The 20692-nt window shown below is 72.1% G+C and carries 16 protein-coding genes, 1 tRNA gene and 5 pseudogenes; 14 read left to right on the top strand and 8 right to left on the bottom strand.

Translation table 11 applies throughout. From position 1 onward, the window contains the following. The first annotated feature begins 64 nt into the window (after positions 1 to 64). Positions 65 to 763 (top strand): helix-turn-helix domain-containing protein, encoded by a 699-nt coding sequence (locus tag LRS04_RS08040; protein ID WP_257815907.1) that lies wholly within the window; start codon positions 65 to 67, stop codon positions 761 to 763. Further along, a complete protein-coding gene (locus LRS04_RS08035; protein WP_308238305.1) occupies positions 687 to 2597 on the top strand; it encodes a M14 family metallopeptidase in 1911 nt (636 codons plus the stop codon). The genes LRS04_RS08040 and LRS04_RS08035 overlap by 77 nt, the downstream gene beginning before the upstream one ends. A gap of 127 nt (positions 2598 to 2724) precedes the next feature. On the opposite strand, the pseudogene gyrB reads toward LRS04_RS08035, so the two are convergent. Then, positions 2725 to 5151 (bottom strand): annotated as a pseudogene (gene gyrB / locus LRS04_RS08030) (DNA topoisomerase (ATP-hydrolyzing) subunit B). 229 nt (positions 5152 to 5380) lie between these two features. On the opposite strand from gyrB, the gene LRS04_RS08025 reads away from it, so the two are divergent. From LRS04_RS08025 to LRS04_RS08015, 3 genes are all read left to right on the top strand, one after another. Beyond that, positions 5381 to 5854: an energy transducer TonB gene (locus LRS04_RS08025; RefSeq protein WP_257815906.1), complete on the top strand. Its 474-nt coding sequence runs from the start codon at positions 5381 to 5383 to the stop codon at positions 5852 to 5854. An 8-nt stretch (positions 5855 to 5862) separates the two neighbouring features. Beyond that, the gene (locus LRS04_RS08020) at positions 5863 to 6297 is read left to right on the top strand and encodes a DUF2059 domain-containing protein (protein ID WP_257815905.1); all 435 of its coding nucleotides are present in this window, start codon (positions 5863 to 5865) and stop codon (positions 6295 to 6297) included. A 62-nt stretch (positions 6298 to 6359) separates the two neighbouring features. Continuing rightward, positions 6360 to 6977 (top strand): hypothetical protein, encoded by a 618-nt coding sequence (locus LRS04_RS08015; RefSeq protein WP_257815904.1) that lies wholly within the window; start codon positions 6360 to 6362, stop codon positions 6975 to 6977. Here LRS04_RS08015 and recF read toward each other — a convergent pair. Next, a pseudogene (recF, locus tag LRS04_RS08010) lies at positions 6932 to 8084 on the bottom strand (DNA replication/repair protein RecF). The gene LRS04_RS08015 and the pseudogene recF overlap by 46 nt on opposite strands. 102 nt (positions 8085 to 8186) lie before the next feature. On the opposite strand from recF, the gene LRS04_RS08005 reads away from it, so the two are divergent. Further along, complete coding sequence (locus LRS04_RS08005) at positions 8187 to 9917, top strand: tetratricopeptide repeat protein (RefSeq protein WP_257815903.1); 1731 nt, start codon at positions 8187 to 8189, stop codon at positions 9915 to 9917. An 84-nt stretch (positions 9918 to 10001) separates the two neighbouring features. Beyond that, positions 10002 to 10802: an isocitrate lyase/phosphoenolpyruvate mutase family protein gene (locus LRS04_RS08000; RefSeq protein WP_257815902.1), complete on the top strand. Its 801-nt coding sequence runs from the start codon at positions 10002 to 10004 to the stop codon at positions 10800 to 10802. On the opposite strand, the gene LRS04_RS07995 is transcribed toward LRS04_RS08000, so the two are convergent. Then, the gene (locus LRS04_RS07995) at positions 10792 to 11223 is read right to left on the bottom strand and encodes a hypothetical protein (RefSeq protein ID WP_257815901.1); all 432 of its coding nucleotides are present in this window, start codon (positions 11221 to 11223) and stop codon (positions 10792 to 10794) included. The two genes, LRS04_RS08000 and LRS04_RS07995, sit on opposite strands and share 11 nt — an antisense overlap. A gap of 333 nt (positions 11224 to 11556) precedes the next feature. Here LRS04_RS07995 and polA point away from each other — a divergent pair. Both polA and LRS04_RS07985 read left to right on the top strand, forming a co-directional pair. Then, positions 11557 to 14430 (top strand): annotated as a pseudogene (gene polA, locus LRS04_RS07990) (DNA polymerase I). Positions 14431 to 14474: 44 nt separating this feature from the next. After that, positions 14475 to 15350, top strand: coding sequence for a DUF1206 domain-containing protein (locus LRS04_RS07985; protein WP_257815899.1), 876 nt, complete (start codon positions 14475 to 14477; stop codon positions 15348 to 15350). 3 nt (positions 15351 to 15353) lie between these two features. On the opposite strand, the gene LRS04_RS07980 is transcribed toward LRS04_RS07985, so the two are convergent. After that, complete coding sequence (locus LRS04_RS07980; protein ID WP_257819026.1) at positions 15354 to 16031, bottom strand: metallophosphoesterase family protein; 678 nt, start codon at positions 16029 to 16031, stop codon at positions 15354 to 15356. Between LRS04_RS07980 and LRS04_RS07975 the strand changes: the two genes are divergently transcribed. Then, positions 16014 to 16175: a hypothetical protein gene (locus tag LRS04_RS07975; protein ID WP_257815898.1), complete on the top strand. Its 162-nt coding sequence runs from the start codon at positions 16014 to 16016 to the stop codon at positions 16173 to 16175. The genes LRS04_RS07980 and LRS04_RS07975 overlap by 18 nt on opposite strands. Positions 16176 to 16211: 36 nt before the next feature. On the opposite strand, the gene LRS04_RS07970 is transcribed toward LRS04_RS07975, so the two are convergent. Next, positions 16212 to 16397, bottom strand: a complete 186-nt coding sequence (locus LRS04_RS07970) for a hypothetical protein (protein WP_257815897.1) — start codon at positions 16395 to 16397, stop codon at positions 16212 to 16214. A gap of 236 nt (positions 16398 to 16633) precedes the next feature. On the opposite strand from LRS04_RS07970, the gene LRS04_RS07965 reads away from it, so the two are divergent. Then, positions 16634 to 17023 carry a hypothetical protein gene (locus tag LRS04_RS07965; protein WP_257815896.1) on the top strand — a complete coding sequence of 130 codons (390 nt, stop codon included), beginning with the start codon at positions 16634 to 16636 and terminating at the stop codon, positions 17021 to 17023. 21 nt (positions 17024 to 17044) lie between these two features. On the opposite strand, the gene LRS04_RS07960 is transcribed toward LRS04_RS07965, so the two are convergent. Continuing rightward, positions 17045 to 17120 (bottom strand) — tRNA-Ala (locus tag LRS04_RS07960). 118 nt (positions 17121 to 17238) lie between these two features. Between LRS04_RS07960 and LRS04_RS27735 the strand changes: the two genes are divergently transcribed. Next, positions 17239 to 17871 (top strand): YggT family protein, encoded by a 633-nt coding sequence (locus tag LRS04_RS27735; protein ID WP_374575247.1) that lies wholly within the window; start codon positions 17239 to 17241, stop codon positions 17869 to 17871. Between the two features lie 173 nt (positions 17872 to 18044). After that, positions 18045 to 18584: pseudogene (locus LRS04_RS07945) on the top strand (NAD-dependent deacetylase); the annotation flags it as partial. 198 nt (positions 18585 to 18782) lie between these two features. On the opposite strand, the gene LRS04_RS07940 reads toward LRS04_RS07945, so the two are convergent. Beyond that, complete coding sequence (locus tag LRS04_RS07940) at positions 18783 to 19409, bottom strand: hypothetical protein (RefSeq protein WP_257819263.1); 627 nt, start codon at positions 19407 to 19409, stop codon at positions 18783 to 18785. Positions 19410 to 19533: 124 nt separating this feature from the next. Beyond that, a pseudogene (locus tag LRS04_RS27730) lies at positions 19534 to 19881 on the bottom strand (DUF1624 domain-containing protein); the annotation flags it as partial. Positions 19882 to 20189: 308 nt separating this feature from the next. On the opposite strand from LRS04_RS27730, the gene LRS04_RS07930 reads away from it, so the two are divergent. Then, complete coding sequence (locus LRS04_RS07930) at positions 20190 to 20588, top strand: hypothetical protein (RefSeq protein WP_257815895.1); 399 nt, start codon at positions 20190 to 20192, stop codon at positions 20586 to 20588. The last annotated feature ends 104 nt before the right edge of the window (positions 20589 to 20692 follow it).

Raw genomic sequence — 20692 nt, 5'->3', positions numbered from 1 at the left:
TTCTGAACTAGCATCGTTCTGCGAACCGCCTAGGTTCGCGCGCTTTCGAGGTAAGGAGCCGACAATGGCCGAGCGCGGCTACAGCCAGTTCTGCCCCGTCGCCATGGCGGCGGAGGTGCTGACCACCCGCTGGACGCCGGTCGTCCTGCGCGAGCTGCTGGCGGGGACCACCCGGTTCAACGAGCTGCGCCGCGGCATGCCGCGCATGTCGCCCGCCCTGCTGTCCCAGCGCCTGAAGGACCTGGAGGCGGCGGGCCTCGTGGTGCGTACGCCGATCGCCAGCGAGCCCGGCGTCTATGAGTACCGCCTGACGCCGGCCGGCCAGGGGACCTCGACGGTGGTCGAGGCCCTTGGCTTCTGGGGCCAGCGCTGGGTGGACAAGGAGCTCTCGCTGCAGAACGTCGATGCGACCCTGCTCATGTGGGACATGCGCCGCCAGCTCGACCCGTCCCCGATGCCGCCGAGGCGCAGCGTCATCCAGTTCCTGTATTCCGACCAGCCCCCGGCCACCCGGTCCCACTGGCTGGTGGTGGAGCCGGGCTGCCCTGTCGACCTCTGCTCGGTCGATCCCGGCTTCGAGGTCGACCTCTATGCGACCTGCGACCTGCGCACGATGACGGCGATCTGGATGGGCGCGGAGAACGTCCGCGGCGCGGTGCGCGCCGAGCGCCTGCGGCTGGTCGGCGATCCGCAGCTCGCCGACAGCATGCAGACCTGGCTCGGCCTCAGCCCGTTCGCCCGCGAGCAGCGTCTGGCGAGCTGAGCGCAAGCCCGGCTATGAAGGGCGCCATGCGCGTCCTTCCCCTCGCCCTCGCCTTCACCCTCCTCGCCGCCGGCGCCCGCCTCGGCCCAGCCGGACCCCCGCTGGTCCGGCATCCTGCCGCCGGCCGGCCTGGAAGGGCGCCAGCGAAAAGCTCGTCGCCCCGGCGGGCCACCCCTGGATCACGCCGATCGAGCAGGCGGGCTTCCGGACCACGCCCTCCTACGCCGCGACGCTGGACTATCTCCGCAAGCTCGCCGGGGCCTCCGACCTGATCCGCATCGAGCGGATCGGCGACACGCCGGAGGGGCGCGAGCTGGTCGTGGTGATCGCCAGCAAGGACAAGGGGGGCCTAGATCCGAAGAAGCCCGTGGTGCTGGCCCAGGCGGGCATCCACGCGGGGGAGATCGACGGCAAGGACGCCGGCCTGATGCTGCTGCGCGACATCACCCAGCGCGGCAAGGACGGCCTGCTGGACCAGGTCAACTTCCTGTTCGTGCCGGTGTTCAATGCCGACGGCCACGAGAACAGCTCGCCCTACAGCCGGCCGAACCAGCGCGGCCCGGAGATCCAGGGCTTCCGCACCACGGCCCAGAACCTCAACCTCAACCGCGACTACGCCAAGCTCGACGCGCCCGAGATGCAGGCCATGCTGGGCCTGATCAACCGCTACGATCCGGACCTCTACCTCGACCTGCACGTCACCGACGGCACGGACTACGTCCACGACATCACCTTCGCCTTCCAGGGCTGGAACGGCCGCTATGCCCGCAGCCCGAAGTCCGGCGAGTGGCTGGACCAGCGCCTCAGGCCCGCGCTTGAAGCGGCGCTCTCGGCGAACGGCCACTTCCCCTCGCCCTACCTCGACGCGGTGGACGGCGACGCCCCGGAGAAGGGCTTCAACATCGGCGCGGACACCGCCCGGTTCTCCACGGGCTTCGGCGATCTGCGGCGGATGCCGACCGTGCTGGTCGAGACCCATTCGCTGAAGCCCTACCGCCAGCGGGTGCTGGGGACCTACGTCCTGCTGGAGGCGACGTTGCGCGCCGCCGCGGCCTCGGGCGATGCACTGAACGCCGCGCGCGCCGCCGACCGGACGCTCCGCAAGGACAGGGTGGTGCTGAGCTGGAAGCCGCTGAAGGCCCCGATCGACAGCTTCGCCTTCCGGCCGATCCAGCGCGAGACCTGGCGGTCGGAGGCCTCGGGCCGCGACGAGGTCCGCTGGACCGGCCGGCCTGGGCCGGTGATCCAGGCGCCGGTGTTCGGCTCCGAGCCCGACGTGGTGGTGGACGCGCCCGCCGCCTACTGGGTGCCCGCACACAAGGCCGAGGTGATCGACCGCCTGCGCCGGCACGGCGTCCGGATGGAGACGGTGACCGAACCTCGCACCGTCGAGGTCGAGGTCACCCGCCTCGTCGCGCCGAAGTCGCCGGCCGCGATCGAAGGCCGCTTCCCGCTGAGCGCCCAGGACTATGTGGCCGAGCGCCGGACCGTCACCTATGCGCCGGGTTCGGTCCGGGTCTCCACCGACCAGCCGCTGGGCGAACTGGCCTCGATCCTGCTCGAGCCGAGGAGCCCCGACAGCTACCTCGCCTGGGGCTTCTTCCCGGAGATCCTGCAGCGGACCGAATACATGGAGGGCTATGTCATCGCCCCGCTCGCCGACCGGATGCTCGAGGCCGACCCGAAGCTCGCCGCCGAGTTCAGGGCGAAGGTCGCCGCCGACCCGGCCTTCGCGGCGGACGCCGACGCCCGCCTGCGCTGGTTCTACGAGAAGACGCCCTTCTACGACCGCCGCTACCTGATCTACCCGGTGGGCCGGGAGACGCGGCGCTAGGCCCTCACCCTGCCCTCTCCCTCTCCGCTTCGCGGGGGAGAGGAGATTCTGGCCCGACCTCTCCGCCCCACTCCTCTCCCCCGGGCGCAGCCCGAGAGGGAGAGGGTAGGGGAGAGGGCCTCCGCCCCTAGACGTCGACCTCGGCGTCGAGGGCGTTTTCCTGGATGAACTCCCGGCGCGGCTCGACCACGTCGCCCATCAGCCGCGCGAAGAGGCCGTCGGCGTCCTCCGAGTGATGGACCTTCACCTGCAGCAGGGTGCGGGCGTTGGCGTCCAGCGTGGTCTCCCACAGCTGGTCGGGGTTCATCTCGCCCAGGCCCTTGTAGCGCTGGATGGACAGGCCCTTTCGGCCGGCCTCCATCACCGCGTTGATCAGGTCGATCGGGCCGCGGATCGTCGTGGCCTTGTCGCGGCGGGTGAAGGTGGCCACGCCCGAGAACACCTCGGCCAGCTCCTTCGACCGCTCGGCCAGGCGCCGCGCGTCGGCCGCGTGCAGCAGGATGTCGTCCAGCACGACGCGCTCGGAGACGCCGCGCTTCATGCGGCTGAACACGAAGCTGTTGGCCTCGCCCTTGGCGCCGGACCAGGCGCCGTCGCCTTCCTCGGCGTAGAGGTCGAGCCGCTTGGCCGCCGCGGCCGGATCGCCGCCGCCGTCCACGAACAGGCCGGCCAGCGCCGACTGCTCGATGGCGAAGGCCGGCGCCCGGGTGGCCAGGCGCTCGACGTTGGCCTTGGCTCCGCGTGACGTGTTGACCAGGGCCAGCAGGTCGGCGCCGGTCAGGCGCTCACCGGACGCCAGGTCGAGGGTCGCCCCGTCCGTGCCCTCGTCGATCAGGTAGGCTTCGAGCTCGCTGTCGTCCTTCAGGTAGCGCGAGGACTTGCCCTTGGCCGCCTTATAGAGCGGCGGCTGGGCGATATAGAGGTAGCCGCGCTCGATCACCTCCGGCATCTGCCGGTAGAAGAAGGTGAGCAGCAGGGTCCGGATGTGGGCGCCGTCGACGTCGGCGTCCGTCATGATGACGATCTTGTGGTAGCGCAGCTTCTCGATGTCGAAGTCGTCGCGGCCGATGCCGGCGCCGAGCGCCGTGATCAGGGTGCCGACCTGGTCCGACGACAGCATCTTGTCGAAGCGGGCGCGCTCCACGTTCAGGATCTTGCCGCGCAGCGAGGATCGCCTGGTTCTCGCGGTTGCGGGCCTGCTTGGCCGAGCCGCCGGCCGAGTCGCCCTCCACGAGGAAGATCTCGGACTTCGCCGGATCCTTCTCCTGACAGTCGGCGAGCTTGCCGGGCAGCGAGGTGATGTCGAGCGCCGACTTGCGGCGGGTGAGCTCGCGGGCCTTGCGGGCCGCCTCGCGGGCGGCGGCGGCTTCGGCGATCTTCTGGACGATCAGCCTGGCCTCGTTCGGATGCTCCTCGAACCAGGTGGACAGGCCCTCGCTGACCAGGTTCTCCACCGCCGGGCGCACCTCGGACGAGACCAGCTTGTCCTTGGTCTGGGAGGAGAACTTCGGGTCGGGGACCTTCACCGAGAGCACGCAGGTCAGACCCTCGCGGGCGTCCTCGCCGGACACGCTGACCTTCTCGCGCTTCGCCGCGCCGGAGCTCTCGGCGTAGTTGCCGATGATCCGGGTCAGCGCCGAGCGGAACGCGGCCAGGTGGGTGCCGCCGTCGCGCTGCGGGATGTTGTTCGTGAAGCAGAGGACGTTCTCGTGGTAGCTGTCGTTCCACCACAGCGCCAGGTCGAGCTCGACGTTCTCCTTCTTGCCGCGGACCACGATCGGCGTCTTCACCAGGGGGTCTTGGCCTTGTCCAGGTGGCGCACGAAGGCCTCGATGCCGCCCTCGTAGCTCATCACCTCCTCGGTGGGCTCCGGACCCCGGTGGTCCTTCAGCCAGATGGTCACGCCGGAGTTCAGGAACGCCAGCTCGCGCAGCCGGTGCTCCAGCGTCTTCAGGTCGAAGTCGATGAAGCTGAACGTCTCCAGCGACGGCAGGAAGGTGACCTCGGTGCCGGTCAGGAACTCGCCGTTCTCGCGCCTCGGCGAGACGCCGGTGACCACCAGGGGCGAGACCGCGTCCCCGCGCCGGAACTCCATCTCGTGGACCTGGCCGTTGCGGTGGATCTTCAGCTTCAGGAAGTCGGAGAGCGCGTTCACCACCGACACGCCGACGCCGTGCAGGCCGCCGGAGACCTTGTAGGAGTTCTGGTCGAACTTACCGCCGGCGTGGAGCTGGGTCATGATGACCTCGGCCGCCGAGACGCCCTCGCCCTCGTGGATGTCGGTCGGGATCCCCCGCCCGTCGTCGGTGACGGTGCACGAGCCGTCGGCGTTGAGGATCACCTCGACCCGCGTCGCCCAGCCGGCCAGGGTCTCGTCGATGGCGTTGTCCACCACCTCGTAGACCATGTGGTGCAGGCCCGACCCGTCGTCGGTGTCGCCGATGTACATCCCCGGCCGCTTGCGCACCGCATCGAGGCCCTTCAGGACCTTGATCGACTCCGCGCCGTACTCGGCGCTGCCGTTGCCTTCGACGATCTCGTTCTCTTCGCTCATCACACGTCCAGTTGAATCGGAAACTGGGGCCTCACCGAGGCCCTGCGCCCGCCTTCGATTGCAGAGGAACCGGCGCGCCTGCGCCCGCCGGCCGTCGTCGGCCGAATCTCTCTGCTGCAATATAGGGATTAAGCGCGCGCTTCGCACCTGCGTACGTGCGTGCGCGTGTGTGTACGCGAGGCCGCGGGGCTATTTCGGCCGCCGTCCAGGCCCTGGTAGGGTCACGGGCATGTGCGTCCGCGTCCTCGTCCTCGCCGCTTGCCTGGTCCTCACGACACCGGCCGCCGCCCTTGCGCAGTTGCGCCTGGCGCCCGATTGGGCGGAAACGCCGGACGGTGAACGGCTGTCGCACCATTACCCCCTGGTGGCGGAGCGGCTCGCCCTGGAGGGCCGGGCGCTGCTGAGCTGCCGGGTCACGATCCCCACCGGCGTCCTGAAGGCCTGCGCGGTGGTCGAGGAGCAGCCGAAGGGGCTGGGCTTCGGCGAGGCGGCCATGGCCATGACCCGGGACTTCCAGATGCGGGCCGCCGGCTGGGGGGGGACCGGAACCCGGACGACACCGTCCGCATCCCGATCCGCTTCGCCCTGCCGGCGATCCGGCAGCCGGCGCGGCTGGATCCCGATCCCGCCCGGCTGGCGCCGGCGCGGCGGATCGCCGGGTCCCTGCGCGGGGGATCGACGGACGCCTTCGAGGCGGAGCTGAAACGGCTGGTGGACCGGCCGCAGCGGGGCGTGGAGCCGGCGACCCGGGCCGCGGCCGCGGCCGCGATCCGCAAGTCCCAGGGGCAGGCGACGGCCGAAACGGAGGAGGGCATGGCGCGCATCCTCGCGAGCCGGCTGTCCGCCGCCGATCTCGAAAAGGCCGCGGCCTTCCTCGCCTCGCCGGAGGGCCAGCGCTACCTGAGCTTCCCGGACGGGCTGGCCGCGGCGCAGTCCGCGATCACGGCGGAGGCCCGGCGCCGCATGGAGACTACGGCCCGCGACACGTTCTGCGCACGCCTCAACTGCAAGGCCGAACCCGCGACCGAGGTCCTGAAGGCCGCCATGGCAGCCGATCCGCCGCCGGAGCCGGTCATCGTCTGGGACCGCCGGCCCACGCCCGACGCGCTGGGCGCGCCTGGCCGCTGGCGCGGCATTTCGACCTGAACGGCCTGGCTTGGCTGGTCTGCGGCATGGGAGCCCAGGGCGCGCCGGAGGATTGCCGCGTGGTGGCGGAATCGCCCGACGGGCTGGGCGTGGGCCAGGCCGCCCTGTCGGTCAGCGACCGCTACCGCCTGCCGGCCGGCGAGGTCCCGAGGCTGGCGGGGCGCGAAGTGCTGGTGCTGGCCGCCTTCCTCGACGTCACGGCCCGCAACCGCCGAACCTATGCGCCGCGCGCGGTGACGCCGGCCCGGCGCGAGCTCGCGAGGCGGCTGATCGCCGCCCTCAACGACCACTGGGAGCGCCCGGCCTGGCGGGAGGTGCTGGACGCCGAGATCGAAGGCCTCGCCGTTCTGCCCGCCGAGGTCCGCGACGCCGCCGCGGCGGCGCTGACCTCCGGGTACCAGGCTGCCGACCGGGCCTATCAGGAGCTGATGCTCGACGCGGTCGCCGCGACGATGGACGACGCCACCCTCGAGGCCGCGGTACGGTTCGAAACCAGTGACGGCGCGCCTTTCCGGCGGGCGCTCGCCGAAGCCAGCGACGACATCGACGTCCTGCGCCGGGCGGCCATCCGGCGGATCGCGGAGACCGCGCGCGCCGATTTCTGCCGCAGCTTCGACTGCGGCCTCGCCGGGTCTCAGCCCAGCGCCGCCAGCTCCGCCCCGTCCACCCGCACGCCCTGAGCGCGGCCCTTCAGCTCCTCGAAGAGGTGCTCGTCGGTGCCGGTGAGGAAGGCCTGCAGGCCGAGCGCGGTGATCTCGTCGAACAGGGCCGCTCTCCGGCGGCGGTCGAGGTGGGCGGCGACCTCGTCCAGCAGCAGGATGGGGCTCGGCGCGGCAGGCGTGCGCGCGAGCCGGGCGGCCTGCGCCAGCACCAGGTTGAGGATCAGCGCCTTCTGCTCGCCGGTGGAGCATTCGGCGGCGGGCCGGTCCTTCTCAGCGTGGACGACCGCGAGGTCGCCCCGGTGCGGGCCGGTCAGCGCCCGGCCGGCGGCCGCGTCGCGCTCGCGGGCCCGGCGCAGGGCCTCGGCCAGGCGGCCCTCGATGTCGGCGATCTCGGCGCCCTCGCCGGCCATCTGCTCCCACTCGCCGGTCAGGCTGAGCCTCGCCTGGGGGAACGGCCGCTCGCCGCGGGTGTCGATCTCGGCCTGCAGGGCGGCCAGGGTGCGGGCGCGGGCGAGCGCCATCAGGGCGCCGGCCTCGGCCAGCCGGGCCTCCAGGGCGTCGAGCCAGGCGGGGTCCGGCGGGCCGTCGGTGAGCAGCCGCATCCGCTCGCGCTGGGCCTTCTCGTAGGCGCTGGCGTGGGCGGCGTGGGCGGGCTCGGCGGCGAACACCAGCCGGTCGAGGAAGCGGCGGCGGTCGGCCGCTCCCTCCAGGAACAGCCGATCCTGGGCGGGCGTCAGCCAGACCTGGCGGACATGCTCGGCCAGCCGGCCGGGCGGCACGGCCTCGCCCTCCAGGCGGACGGCGCGGCGCGCGGCGCCCGGCCTGTTCGACGCCCGTCCCCAGCCGCGTCTCCTCGCCGCCGGCGCTCACCACCGCCGCCACGGCCCAGGCGCGGCCCGCGCGCTCGCCCGGCAGGCGGCGGCCGACCTCGGCGAGGCTGGAGCCGCGCAGGCCGCGGCCGGGCATCAGGAAGCTGACCGCCTCGAGCAGGTTGGTCTTGCCCGCCCCGTTCGGCCCCACGAGGAACACCGGACCGCCGTCCAGCGCGAGGTCGGCCCGGGCGTAGGACCGGAAGTCCGTCAGGGTCAGGCGGGTCAGGGCCGTGGCGGTCACCCGGCGGGTCATACAGGGTTTTCGCGGCCGGAGGCGAGCGGCGGGACGCGCGGCTTGGCGAACGGCCGGCGCCGCCGCTAAGTAGCGCGCCGAGGACGCCTCCAGGGAAGCTGCATGCCCGCCGACGACATCGCCGATCTCCTGAAGCGCGGCCGCGAGGCCCGCGAGGCCGGGCGCCGCGACGAGGCGATCGCGCTGTTCGAAGCCGCCGGCGCGGCCGATCCGGCGAGCTTCATCCCGCCCCAGGAGGTCGGCCTCACCCTGCTGCAGGCCGGCGAGCGCGCGCGGAGCGCCGAGGCCCTGCGCCGGGCCGTCGCCCTGGAGCCCCGGGCGTGGCGGGCCTTCGGCTGGCTGGGCGTGGCGCTCCGCAACATCGCCCCGCTCGAGGCGCTCGAGGCCTACGACCGCTCGCTGGCGCTCAAGCCGGACGAGCCCAGCACCCAGAACAACCGCGGCAACGTCCTGCTCGACCTCGGCCGCTACGAGGAGGCCGAGGCGGCCTTCACCGCGGCGCTCGCCCTGCAGCCGGGATACGACGTCGGCCATGTGAACCGCGGCCGGGCGCTGTTCCAGCAGGGCCGCTACGCCGACGCGCTCGCGGCCTTCGACACGGCGATCGCCCTCAATCCCCAGGCGGCGGGCTCCCACTTCGAGCGCGGCGCGGCGCTGATGGGCCTGGAGCGCTGGGCCGAGGCCAAGGCCAGCTACGAACAGGCGATCGCGCTCAATCCGAACCACGCCATGGCCCACCTCGGGCGCGCCCGGGCGATCGTCGAGCTCGACTTCCTGGAGCCCGTCTCGGCCGGCACCAACCTGGAAGCGCTGGCGAGCTTCGACCGCGCCATCGCCCTCGACCCGGGCTTCTCGGAGATCCGCTGGAGCCGGGCGCTCACCAGCCTCCGGCTCGGCCGCTACCACGAGGGCTGGGACGACTACGAGCACCGCTGGAAGGCGCAGAGCTTCATCAGCCGCTCGTCGAGCTTCGTCACCGCCGACCTGCGGGCCCGGCTGACGCCGAACCTCACCCGCGAGAGCCTGGCGGGCCGCCGGGTGGTGCTCGTCGCCGAGCAGGGCGTCGGCGACATCATGATGTTCGCCGCCATGATCCCGCAGGTGATGGCGACGGCGGCGTCGACGGCGCTGATCTGCGCCAGCCGGTTCCACCGCCTGTTCCGCGCCTCCTTCCCCGGCCTGGAGTTCATCGGCCTGGGCGCGCCGCTTGGGCCCGACGACGTGGTCGTGGCGATCGGCAGCCTGGCGAGCCTCTACTGGCGCGACGCGGCCGACATCCCGGGAACGCCCTACCTCACCGCCTCGCCCGAGGCGCTGGCCGACTGGGCGGGCCGCCTGGGGCCGCGGACCGCGCCGCTGCGCGTCGGCGTCTCCTGGCGGGGCGGGCTCGACTACACCGCCGGCGCGGCCCGGTCGCTGACCCTGGAGCGCATGGCGCCGGTCCTCGACCTGCCCGGGTGCGAGTTCGTCAACCTGCAGTACGGCGACGTCGACGCCGAACTTGCCGCCTTCAACCAGGGCCGCGCCAACCCGGTGCGGCCGATGCCCGGCGACACCAGCGACTTCGAGGACCTCGCCGCCCTGGTCCAGAACCTGGACGTGGTGGTGTCGGTGCAGACGGCGGTGGTCCACCTCTCCGGCGCGACCGGCACGCCCTGCCTGGCGATGATCCCGCGCAAGCCGGAGTGGCGCTACGGCGTCGCCGGCGAGGACCTGCCCTGGTACCGCTCGGTGCGGCTGTTCCGGCAGGGCGTCGAGGGCGACTGGGCCCCGGTGCTGGCCAAGGTCGCCGACGAGGTCCGCCGCCGCGCCGAGGAAGCGGCCGCCGCCTAGGCCGTCCACGTCCGGATTCCGCCAGCGGCGTGTCACAGGCGTCGCCATATGACCGTCCTGGGTGTCAGACGAGGAGAGCCGACGATGGAACAGCGCGCCAGGGCCGAGACGTTCGCGAAGCTTCACCGGGACGGCATACTCGTGCTGCCCAACGCCTGGGACGCCGCGAGCGCGGCCCTGATGGCGGACGCCGGCGCGAAGGCGGTGGCCACCTCCTCGGCCGCGGTGGCCTGGGCGCATGGCTATCCCGACGGCGACGCCCTGCCGATGGAAAAGGTGATCGCCACCGTCGCCGGGATCGTCCGGAGCGTCGACCTGCCGGTCACCTGCGACTTCGAGGGCGGCTACACCGACGACCCCGCGGAGCTCGCCGCCAACATCGCCCGCGTCCTCGACGCCGGGGCGGTGGGGATCAACTTCGAGGACGGCGGGCGCGACCCGGACCTCCACGCCCGCAAGGTCGCCGCCGCCCGGGCCGCCGCCGACAGGGCCGGGGTCCCGCTGTTCATCAACGCCCGCACCGACGTCTACCTCCGCGGCCTTGCCGAGGGCGAGGCGGCGTTCGACGAGACCGTGCGCCGGGCGAAGCTCTACGCCGAGGCGGGCGCCAGCGGGATCTTCACGCCGGGCGCCAAGGACGAGGCCCTGATCGGCCGGCTGGCGGCGGCGATCCCGCTGCCGCTGAACATCATGCTGCTGCCCGGCCTGGCGCCCGCCCCGCGCCTGGCGGAGCTCGGCGTCCGCCGGCTGAGCTCGGCCACCGCCCCGTTCCGCCTGGCGTATGCGTCGCTGGCGAAGGGGATCGCGGCCTATCTGGCGACCGGAGAGGCCGCCGCGTTCGCCGCGGACCCGCTGCCGAACCTGAACGCCCGCTTCAGCCGGTGAGCGCCACGTCGCCCATGTGCGTGAGGCCGCTCTTCGTGTCGGCCCAGACCTCGCCGCCGATATCGCGCCAGCGCCGCGCGAAGGCCTGCCAGTCGTTGAGGTAGCGGCCGGTCCCGGGCTCCACGAAGCTGTCGAACACCATCAGGGCGTCGGGCGTGCCGGAGCCCTTCACGTCGCCGACCTTGGCCACCAGCTGCGGATAGGCCGCCGCCAGCCGCTCGGCCGCGGCGCGGCGGATCATCAGGAAGCCCGCCCCCACCGCCGCCACCTGGCGGAACCCGTCGCCGCGGGCCGGCGGGGCGTCCGGCTGCTCGTCCGCCTCCCAGGCGAGCGTCCCGGCGCGCACCGCCGCCAGGTCCTGGGCCCGCTTCGGGTAGAGGCCGCCCGCCACGTCGAGGCCCGAGTCCAGCAGCCGGAACACGGCCTCCGGCGGAAAGCCGATGTCGGCGTCGACGAACAGCAGGTGGGTCGCCTGCGAGCGCAGGAACTTGGAGAGGTAGCTGCCGCGCCCGCGGCCGATCAGCGCCTCGCCCCCCGCCGAGGTCGGGCCAGAGCGTCACGCCGCGCGCCGCGCAGGCCGGCCGCAGCGCCAGCAGCGAGCGCATGTAGGTCGCGTGCGCCTGGCCGCCGTAGCAGGGCGTGGCCAGGTGCAGGAAGGGCGCGGGGCGGGTCACCTGCGATCCATAGCCGCCGGATGTATTTTCCGCCAACGGTCACGGATGACGCTCAGGCCCCGCGCGCCTATGTTCCGGCCATGACCGACACGCTCGACGCCGCCCCCGAAACCTTGGCCGACATCCCGCGCGAGCCGACGCAGGACGGCCCCAGGATCCGGCTCTACCTGGTGGACGGCTCGGGCTTCATCTTCCGCGCCTTCCACGCGCTCCCGCCCCTGACCCGCAAGTCGGACGGCCTGCCGGTCGGCGCGGTCTCCGGCTTCTGCAGCATGCTGTGGAAGCTTCTCGTGGAGATGAAGTCCGCCGAGGACGCGCCGACCCACCTGGCGGTGGTCTTCGACCACTCCGAGTCCACATTCCGCAACAAGCTCTACGACCAGTACAAGGCCCACCGCCCGCCGCCGCCGGAGGACCTCGTCCCGCAGTTCCCGCTCGTCCGCGAGGCCACCCGGGCGTTCGGCGTACCCTGCCTGGAGCTGCCCGGCTACGAAGCCGACGACCTGATCGCCGCCTACGCCTGCAAGGCCCGCGACATGGGCGGCGAGGTGCTGATCGTCTCCTCCGACAAGGACCTGATGCAGCTCGTCGGCGACGGGGTCTTCATGCTCGACACCATGAAGAACCTGCGGATCGGGCCCGACCAGGTGATGGAGAAGTTCGGCGTTCCGCCGAACAAGGTCGTTGATGTGCAGGCTCTCTGCGGCGATTCGGTGGACAACGTCCCCGGCGCGCCGGGCATCGGCATCAAGACCGCCGCCCAGCTGATCAACGAATACGGCGACCTCGACACGCTCCTGGCCCGGGCCGGCGAGATCAAGCAGCCCAAGCGGCGCGAGACCCTGATCGCCTTCGCCGACCAGATCCGCCTGTCGCGGGAGCTCGTCCGGCTGGATTGCGACACCCCCCTCCCGGCGACCCTGGACGAGCTCGCCGCCGACGACCCCGACCCGGCGGTGCTGGCCGAGTTCCTGGAGCGGATGGAGTTCCGCTCGCTCGCCCGCCGCGTCGGCGACGGCAAAGGGCGGTCCGGGCCCCGCCGCCGCCACGCCCGCCCCGGAGGCGCGCACCCGCGCCGCGCCGCAGCATGGCCCGATCGACGTCAACGGCTACGTCTGCGTCCGCGACCTCGAGACCCTCGACGCCTGGATCGCCCGCGCCCGGGCCGCCGGCGTGGTCGCCTTCGACACGGAGACCGACGCGCTCTCGGCCTCCAGCGCCAACCTCTGCGGCGTGTCGCTGGCGGTGGCGCCGGGCGAGGCCTGCTACATCCCCGTCGGCCACGAGCACGAGGGGCGACGGCGGCCTCGACTTCGAGACGAAGGAGGACCTGGCCCAGATCCCCTGCGAGGAAGTCATCGCCCGCCTGAAGCCGCTGCTGGAGGAGCCGTCGGTCCTGAAGGTCGCCCAGAACGGCAAGTACGACCTGGCCGTGCTTCGCCGCTACGGCGTCGAGGTGTCGCCGATCGACGACACCATGCTGATCTCGTTCACGCTGGAAGGCGGGCTGCACAAGAGCCACGGCATGGACGAGCTCGCCAAGCGGCTGCTCGAGCACGAGCCGATCAGCTTCAAGACGGTGGCCGGGACCGGCAAGGCGCAGAAGAGCTTCAAGCACGTCGAGCTGCAGGCGGCGACCTGCTACGCGGCCGAGGACGCCGACGTCACCCTGCGCATCTACGAGCACCTTCGGCCGCGGCTGGCCGAGGAGAAGCTGCTCACCGTCTACGAGACGCTGGAGCGCCCGCTGCCCCAGGTGCTGGTCGACATGGAGCTGGCCGGCGTCAAGGTCGATCCCGACCGCCTGCGCCAGCTCTCCAACGACTTCGCCGTGCGCATGGGCGAACTGGAGGAGCAGGCCTACAAGGTCGCCGGCCGGCCGTTCAACCTGGGCAGCCCCAAGCAGATCGGCGAGATCCTGTTCAACGAGATGGGCATCGCGTCCGGCAAGACGACGGCCACCGGCGCCATGTCCACCGACGCCTCCCTGCTGGAGGACCTGGCCGCCCAGGGCCACGAACTGCCGCGCATCCTGCTGGACTGGCGCCAGCTCTCCAAGCTGAAGGGCACCTACACCGACAACCTGGTGGACGCGATCGACGCGAGGACCGGCCGGGTGCACACCTCCTACTCCCTGGCGGCGGCCACCACCGGGGCGCCTCGCCTCCAGCGACCCGAACCTGCAGAACATCCCGATCCGCACGGAAGAGGGGCGGAAGATCCGCCGCTGCTTCATCGCCGAGCCGGGCAATGTCCTGATCAGCGCCGACTACTCGCAGATCGAGCTGCGCCTGCTCGCCCACATCGGCGACATCCCGCAGCTCAAGCGCGCCTTCAAGGACGGCCTCGACATCCACGCCATGACCGCGTCCGAGATGTTCGGCGTCCCCGTGGAAGGGATGCCCGCCGAGACCCGCCGCCGGGCCAAGGCGATCAACTTCGGCATCGTCTACGGCATCTCGGCCTTCGGCCTCTCGAACCAGCTCGGCATCCCGAGGGAGGAGGCCGGGGCCTACATCAAGACCTACTTCGAGCGCTTCCCCGGCATCCGGACCTACATGGACCGCATGCAGCAGCAGGTGCGCAGCCAGGCCTTCGTCACCACCATCTTCGGCCGCAAGGTCCACATCCCCGCCGCCCGCGGGAAGAGCCAGGCCGAGCGCAGCTTCGCCGACCGCGCGGCGATCAACGCGCCGATCCAGGGCGCGGCGGCCGACGTGATCCGCCGGGCCATGGTGCGGATGCCGGGCGCGCTGCGTGACGCCGGCCTGACGGGCAGGATGTTGCTGCAGGTGCACGACGAACTGGTCTTCGAGGCCCCCGAGGCCGAGGCCGACCGACTGATCGCCGTCGCCCGCGAGGTGATGGAGACCGCCCACGAGCCGGCGGTCTCGCTGTCCGTGCCGCTGGTGGTCGAGGCCCGCGCCGCCGCCAACTGGGACGACGCCCACTAGCCCGCGCGGAACCGGGACCGCGGTCTCCGCGCTCAGCCTGCGCCATGACCGCCCCGGACATCCTCGACAGCAAGCCCATCCGCCGCATCCGCCGGCGGTTCGCGCACATGCCGTGGGCGACGGTGATCGAGCTGGCGGCGCGCGGGGGCTATCTCGCCTATGGCGCGGTCTATCTGAGCATGGGCGCGATCGCCGTGCTTGCAGCGGCCGGCGTCGCGCCGCAGGCGGAGAGCCCGGTGGGCGCGCTGGAGGCCTGGGGCGACTGGCCCCCGGGCATCGCCCTGCTCTGGCTGGCCGGCCTCGGCCTGTTCGCGCTGGCGGGCTGGCGGACGCTGCAGTCGGTCTTCGATGTCGACCGCCTGGGCCGGGGTCTCAGCGCGCTCTGCGCCCGCGCCGGCCTCGCCTTCAGCGGGCTGGCGGCGCTCGGCCTCGGGGTCTCGGTGTTCTTCATCCTCGACGCCATCGAGGACCTGAAGGAGCTCGACGACCAGGTGCAGACCCGTGAGGCGGTGGCCCGCGCGCTCGACCTGCCCGGCGGCGAGCTGATCGTCAGCCTGGTCGGCCTGACGATCCTCGGTGTCGGCGTCGGCAACATGATCCGCGCCTTCTCCGACCACTTCGGCCGGACGCTGGCCTGCGACGCGGACACCGCCCGGGTGGCCGGCTGGCTGGGCCGGATCGGCCACTTCGCCCGCGGCCTGGCGATGATCCCGGCCGGGGCCTTCATCGTCTACGCCGGCGTCAGCGCCCGGGCCGGCGAAGCGCGCAGCCTGGGCGGCGCCTTGCAGGAACTGCGCGACCTGCCGCTCGGCCCCCTGGCGCTGGCGCTGATCGGGGCGGGCCTCGCCGCCTTCGGGGCGTTCTCGGTGATGGAGGGGTGCAAGCGGCCGATCCGCCCCGAGCGGGCGATCCAGGCCTGATCTTCAGCCGAAGCGCCGCTCGGCCTTCACCTGGATGAGCCGCTGGTCGGTGTCCTGCAGGCGCACGGCGGTCAGCACGCCGGTGGCGTAGCAGCCGGTGTCGATGCCCAGCCGGTGCGGCAGGAGCTGGGGCTCCTCCATCGGCGTGTGGCCGTGGACGATGACCTTGCCGAACGGCCCCTTCTCCTGGAGGAACTCCTGGCGGATCCAGAGCAGGTCGCGCTCGGCCTGCTGGTCCCAGGCGACGCCGGGCCGGACGCCGGCGTGGACGAAGGCGTAGTCGCCCACGTCGACCATCAGGTCCAGGCGCTCGAAGAACGCCTTGTGGTCGGCGGGCAGGGTCTCGGCGAAGACGTCCCGCACCCGCTCCCACGCCTCGGTGTCGGTGCGGGTCGGCGGCGGCTGGACCCCGTAGGAGACCAGCGTCGGGCCCCCGCCGTGCTCCATCCAGGTGGCGCCGAACGACGGCTGCTCCAGGAACTGCAGCAGGGCCTCCTCGTGGTTGCCCTTCAGCGCCCGGACGTCGAGGCCGCGGGCCTCGCGCATCTTCAGCACCAGGTCGACCACGCCCCGGGAATCGGGCCCCCGGTCCACATAGTCCCCGAGGAAGACCAGCAGGGCGGTGTCGGCCGGCGGGCTGGCCTCCAGGTCGTCGACGATGGCGTGGATCAGCGGCTGCAGGGCGTCCAGGCGGCCGTGGACGTCACCGACGGCATAGACGCGCCGGCCGCCGGTGGTGGGCGGGACGACGGGCTTCTTGCGGCGGCCGAGCAGGCGGTCGAGGAACAGGGTCTCAGGTCCCGTCAGGTTGCGGCCGGACCATAGGCGCGACCGCCCCGCCCAGCAACGCGGCGCCTGGGCTCAGCCGGCCAGCACCATCACCTGCTCGCCCAGACGCCAGGCCTCCACGGACTTCAGCCGGCGCTCGTCGATCAGCCGGCGCATGGCCGCGAGCAGCTCGACCTCGTCCGTGCAGGTCAGCGGCTCGAACCGCGGCGGCTCGTCGTCCTTGTGCAGGTAGAGTTCGTAGGTGTGACTGAGGGCCAAGGCGGCGGGACTCCTGAAACGGCGGGGGCTCGAGCCCCGGTCGGTGAACCCGGAAACTACCACCCCGGGTCCGGCGCTTCGCCTCCGGGCCGACACGGAGGCGTTCGCCCGCGCCTCCGGGTCGCCCCCTAGGGAATGATCCCGACTGTCGGCCGGGACCGTTCGGGGGGAGGCTCGGGTCGGAAACTCCGCGCGGGTTCACCGCTTTCATCAGGGAAGACAGCCAGGAGCCGCAGATGGCCAGGAAGCAGAACAAGGTCCCCCGCAAGATCGCGGGGGTGAAGGTGCCCAAGAGCGTGCGCCGCAGCCTGAAGGACCTGGCCGCCACCCAGAGCGGCAAGGCGGTGATCGCCGAGGCCCTGCTGGCCGCCGGCACGGCGCTCGCCCTGCACGAGGCCAAGCCCGGCTCGAAGACCCGCAAGGCCGCCGCCAAGGTGGGCGCGAAGGCCGGCAGGAAGCTGAAGCCGGTGGCGATCGCCGCGGTCTCCAGCGCCGCCGAGGGCCGCGACCAGATGGCCCGGGCCTTCGAGCGCGCCACCCGCTCGTTCACCGAGTCGCTGCGTGGCCCGAAACGCCCCGAGGCGCGGGCGTCCGAGGCGCGGACGTCCGAGCCGCCGGCGCACTAGATCGTCTGTCGGGAAGGTTCCTGGTGGAGCCGAGGGGAGTCGAACCCCTGACCTCCTCATTGCGAACGAGGCGCTCTACCAACTGAGCTACGGCCCCAGGAAGGCGCGGAATAGCCCTATCGGCGGGGGCCTGTCAAGCGCCTCTCCCGCGGTGCGGCGCCTTGCCTGCGGCGCAAAGCCGGTTAGAAGCCCATAGGGACGCGGGACAGGACACGATGGTCGCACTCATCAACTTCATCTTCTTCATCGTGGGCGGCCTGCTCGGCCTGCTGATCTGGGCGATCATCATCAGCGCGATCCTGTCGTGGCTGGTGGCCTTCGACGTGATCAACCTGCGCAACCGGTTCGTCTACAACGTCACCCGCTTCCTCGACGCGGTGACCGCCCCGGTGCTGCGGCCCTTCCGGCGGTTCATCCCGTCGCTGGGCGGCGTCGACATCAGCCCGATCGTCGCGATCCTGGTGCTGGTCGGCCTGCGCGACATCCTGCTGCCGGCGCTGAGGGGCCCCTCGTCGGCGCCGTCGCCTACTGATCCCGTGCGGTTCGCCGTGCGGGTGACGCCCCGCGGCGGGCGCGACGCGGTCGACGGCTGGACCGCCGACGAAGCCGGGCGGCCGGTGCTGAAGGTGCGGGTCGCCGCCGCGGCCGCCGAGGGCCAGGCCAACGCCGCCGTCGTCGCCCTCCTGGCCAGGGCGCTCTCCCGGCCGAAGTCCGCCCTGCGCATCGTCCGCGGCGAGACCGCGCGGGTGAAGCAGGTGGAGGCCGACGGCGTCGAGGCCGCCGATCTCGACCGGGCTTTCGGACCGTGCCCGGACAGAATCGCCGAACGCCGGAACCCGATCATTTGATGGACGGTTGATAGGGCGTCGCTCAACGACTTGCCTGTCGGACACGAGCGGCGCGCGACCGGCCCGGCCCATCCCCCTGGCATCCCCCCGACAGCGGCCGGGCCGGTCGTCCCCACCCCCCTTCGCATCGCCCGGGACTGGCGAAGTCCGCCTGTCCGACCGACATTGGGGACATGGACAGCCGCCAAGCCCTCGCCCGCCTGATCGCCGACAGCCGCCGCGCCGTGGTGTTCACCGGCGCCGGCATCTCCACGGAATCCGGCATCCCCGACTTCCGCTCGCCCGGTGGCGTGTGGAGCCGGATGAAGCCGATCTACTTCCAGGACTTCGTGTCCGACCCGGCGAAACGCCGCGAGGCCTGGGAACGCGCCTTCACCGGCAAGGCCGGCTGGACGGGCCGCCAGCCCAACGCCGGCCACCACGCGGTCGCCCGGCTCGTGGCCCGCGGCAAGGTCAGCGCGGTGATCACCCAGAACGTCGACAACCTGCACCAGGACTCGGGCGTGCCGCCGGACAAGGTCATCGAGCTGCACGGCAACGCCACCTACGCGTCCTGCCTGGAATGCGCCGAACGCCACGAGCTCGCCGACCTGAAGGAGGGCTTCCTGAAGGCCGGCGAGATCCCCTACTGCCGGTCGTGCGGCGGCCTCGTGAAGACCGCGACCATCTCCTTCGGCCAGTCGATGCCGGAGGGGCCCATGCAGCGCGCCGAGGAAGAGACCCTGGCCTGCGACCTGTTCATCGTCCTGGGCTCGTCGCTGGTGGTCTATCCGGCCGCCGGCTTCCCGCTGATCGCCAAGCGCAACGGCGCGACGCTGGCCATCGTCAACCGCGAACCCACCGAGCTCGACCCCTACGCCGACCTCGTGCTGCACGACGAGATCGGGCCGACGCTCCGAGGCCGTGCCGGCCTAGAAGTAGGACAGCAGCCCGCCCGGGTGGCGGCGCTTCACGCCGGCGAACCAGCGGCAGGGCAGGTAGAGGGCGGCCACGGCGGCGATCCAGATGGCGTAGACATAGGCGAGCGGCAGGCCGTAGCCCTGCAGGTCCTGGCCCCGCCGGAACAGGTCCGCGATCCCCCAGACGCCATAGCCCTGCGCCAGGCTGAGCAGGGTGGCGGCGGCGTGCACCAGGTAGATGTGGGCGATGTAGAAGAAGAACGGCACCGCCCCGAAGGTCGCCCAGGGCTCGGCCCACCGGCCCCGCAGCCGCTCCAGCGCCGGGAGGACGAGCAGGGCCGGCCCCAGCGTCATGCAGGCGTAGAGCAGGCTCGGCGGATACTTCGTGGTGGCCAGGAAATCCATGGTCGTGCGGATGTCGCTGGCCTGCAGGCTCCAGGCGTCGGGGTCGCCGTAGATCCGGCTGCCCCGGAGCACGAGGAACAGCAGGACCATCGCCCCGCCGACCCCGATCATCAGGGTGTGGCGCCGGCGCCGGGGCAGCAGGAAGCCCGGGCCCATGCCGTAGCCCAGCGCCATGATCCCGAACCAGGGCAGCAGCGGATAGGCGATCAGGCCCCAGAGCTGGCCGCCCAGCACGAGGGGCCTGCTGGTGCAGCAGCGCCCACCAGACGCCGAGCCGCCCGAGCTCGGCCGCCTGCACCCCGTCGAGCAGGTTGTGGCCCGCCAGGACGATCACGCCGATCGCCAGCACCGCCTTCCACGGCAGCCAGACGAGGCCGGCCAGGGCGACCATCGACCAGCCGATCGCCCAGATCACCTGCAGGAACAGGAAGTCGAGCCGCCAGTGCCAGCCGAAACCGATCACCGTCAGCTCCATGGCCACCAGCCACAGGCCCCGGGTCAGCAGGAAGCGCGAGAGCTCGCCCCGGGTCTTGCCGCGGGCGAACTGCAGCCAGGCCGAGACCCCGGCCAGGAACACGAAGACCGGCGCGCAGAAGTGGGTGATCCAGCGGGTGGCGAAGAGCAGCGGATAGCTGCGCTGCGGGTCAAGCGGATCGAAGATCAGCGCCTGGTCGTGGAAGAAGTCGCGCACATGGTCCAGCACCATGAGCACCATGGCCATGCCGCGCAGCAGGTCGACGGACGCCAGGCGCTGGCCCTTGAGGGCGGAGGGCGGCCGGACGACCGGGGAATCAGGGGGGCTGCGGGCGTCGGCATCGGGCCGGACCCTAGCCAAGGCCGAGCTTCGATCAACCAGGGTTCTGCGAGGCGCTCGCAACTTTTTGCGGCTCCATGACCGGGGTCACGTCGGAAACGGCGCAGGCCGGCGGTTTTGGACCGGGGAGACGCGTTCCGTCATCCCGTCGCCATGATTCATCCGTTATGGCGGCGTCCCCGCCTTCCGGAGCCTGAGCCTTGAAGACCTTCGCCGCCGCCCTCGCGCCCCTCGCCCTCCTCGCCGCCTGCAGCGGCGCCGACACGGCCTCGACCGCGTCCGGCGACGACCGTTTCGCCGGCCTCGACCAGCAGATCTCCGCCTGGCGGACGGACATCGAGGCGACGAACCCGAGCTGCGCCACGAAGGTCGACGGCGCCGGCTGCGAGTCGTTCCAGGTCACCTGCAAGGCCGAGCGCACGATCACGCCCGAGGAACAGGCCCAGGGCGTCACCGCCAAGCTCGTCTCCGCCATGACCTTCACCGGCAAGGGCGCCGAGGGCCGGCCCGGCTCCGCCTTCGCGACCTTCTCTAAGGCCGGCGACGCCTGGACCCGAACCGAAGCGCCGTCCGTCAACCTCACGACCTGCGCGGGCTGACCGCACCTTATGTCGGGTATGCGACAATATAGCACGATCGCTTAGCCGGCTTAGTTCAGCCTCCGCAATTCGCGAGTGTTTCGGCCCATATCCCTGCGTAGATC

Source organism: Phenylobacterium sp. J367 (assembly GCF_024699985.1).
In the GTDB taxonomy this organism is placed as follows: domain Bacteria; phylum Pseudomonadota; class Alphaproteobacteria; order Caulobacterales; family Caulobacteraceae; genus Phenylobacterium.
This window is presented reverse-complemented; position numbering and strand designations above follow the sequence as displayed.